The following is a 1,807-nucleotide window of genomic DNA, read 5'->3' as shown; positions in this document are numbered from 1 at the left end:
CCATCATGGACAGGTTAATTGCACCAGCAAGTTTGAAGACTGGGATATTCAGATGCCTTAAGGCCGGAGTTGACCTGGAATTTCCTGAGCAAGGAACCCCACAGGGAGGTGTAGTCAGCCCACTACTAGCCAATATTGCACTTGACGGAATAGAGGATATACACCCTAGCGTTCGTTATGCGGACGACATGGTCATATTCCTAAAACCAAAAGATAACGCCGAAAAAATCTTGAATAAAATCAAGAAATTTTTGGCAGAGCGCGGGATGGAAATCAGTGAAGAAAAGACCAAGATAACCAAAACGACAGATGGATTCGATTTTCTGGGATGGCACATGCGTGTCAAGCAAAACGGAAAGTTTCATTGCACTCCCTCAGTGGAGAATCATAAGAACATCCGTAAGAAAATAAAGACCATAGTCAACAGCTCGAATTATGGTGCGGAAACTAAAGCCAAAAAACTAGCCCCCATTGTACGTGGATGGAGGAATTACCACAAAAACTGTGACATGAGCAGCTCCCGAGATAGATTATGGTTCATGAATAACACGGCAAATCGAAAATTCCGCAAGGAAAAAAAGACGAACCGATATCAGGCCAATAAGCTATGCAAGAAAAGCTTCCCCGCAGTTGAGTATGAACAAAATAAACACGTAATGGTAAAAGGGACTAAATCCCCATATGACGGAGATTTAGTCTATTGGAGTCAGAGAAACTCTAAGCTCTACTTCGATGCTACAGCAGAGGCTTTAAAGAAGCAAAACCATTCCTGTGAATATTGCGGACTGAAATTCGTTAGTGAGGAAAAGGTACACCTTCACCACATTGATGGAAATCATGACAACTGGAAGATAAACAACCTAATGGCTGTTCACCAAAGCTGTCACCAATATATTCACGGGGGCAAGTCGAAAGACAAGGACACCTAGGAGCCGTATGAGGGGAAACCTTCACGTACGGATTTGAAGGAGAGGTGCCCCGGATAATACCGGGCATCGACTCTAATAGGACTCAGAGCCTCAATCTGGACTGATGTGGTGCAGGCTTTTGTGGTGATGTTTGTTTGCTTTGGCATGCTGGCAGTAGCCATTATCAACGGGGGTGGGGTCTCAGAAATTATGTCAGAACTCAATCAGATTGATCCTAAATTGATGAATCTCACGGCAGGATTTAGCTGGTTAACCTTAGTCGCCTACCTAGTAGGATTTTTCTTTTTTGGCTTGGGATTCAGTATCTCTCAGCCGCAAATACTGGTGAGATTGCTAGCTGGGCGGAGTCCCCAAGAGGTGAAAGAAGCGAAGTGGGTGTACTTTGGTTACGCATATTCGACCTGGATAGCAATGGTTTTGTTTGGGATTGCTTGCCGGGTCTTAATGCCTAACATTAGTGATCCCGAACAAGCCTTGCCCTTGTACGCCACACAACAGTTTAATCCCTTTTTAGTCGGTATTGTGTTGGCTGGTGTCTTTTCTGTGATTGCCTCTACAGCGGATTCCCAACTTCTGGTTTGTTCCAGTGCGATCGCTAGAGATATTTCCCCGGCGTTGCATCGGAGGATGTCCCGTAAATATGGCGTGAAATACGAGCAATTCATGACCTTAGTGGTGGGAATACTCGCTGTAATTGCGGCAATTTCTATTTCCTCCACAGTGTTTTCATTGGTTCTTTTTGCTAGTGGAGCTGTGGCCAGTTCCCTCGGTCCAGCCATGCTGATTATCTTATTGAAAAGGCGCACTCATTATTTAGCCTTGAACTCTATGATGTTGGCGGGATTGAGTACTGCTATCCTCTGGCGAGTTTTAGGATT

General features: G+C 44.8%; 1 protein-coding gene and 1 pseudogene. Both read left to right on the top strand.

Annotation, left to right across the window (positions count from 1 at the left end):
- Positions 1-929 (top strand): reverse transcriptase domain-containing protein (locus F6K53_RS39655; RefSeq protein ID WP_293085494.1); only part of this gene is annotated, 929 nt, incomplete at its 5' end.
- A 108-nt stretch (positions 930-1,037) separates the two neighbouring features.
- Positions 1,038-1,807, top strand: a pseudogene (locus F6K53_RS39650) (hypothetical protein); the annotation flags it as partial.

Origin of the sequence: Moorena sp. SIO4A1 (assembly GCF_010672065.1) — a bacterium.
Classification (GTDB): Bacteria; Cyanobacteriota; Cyanobacteriia; order Cyanobacteriales; family Coleofasciculaceae; genus Moorena.
Note: the sequence above shows the minus strand (reverse complement) of the source record. Positions and strands in the feature narration are given on the sequence as shown.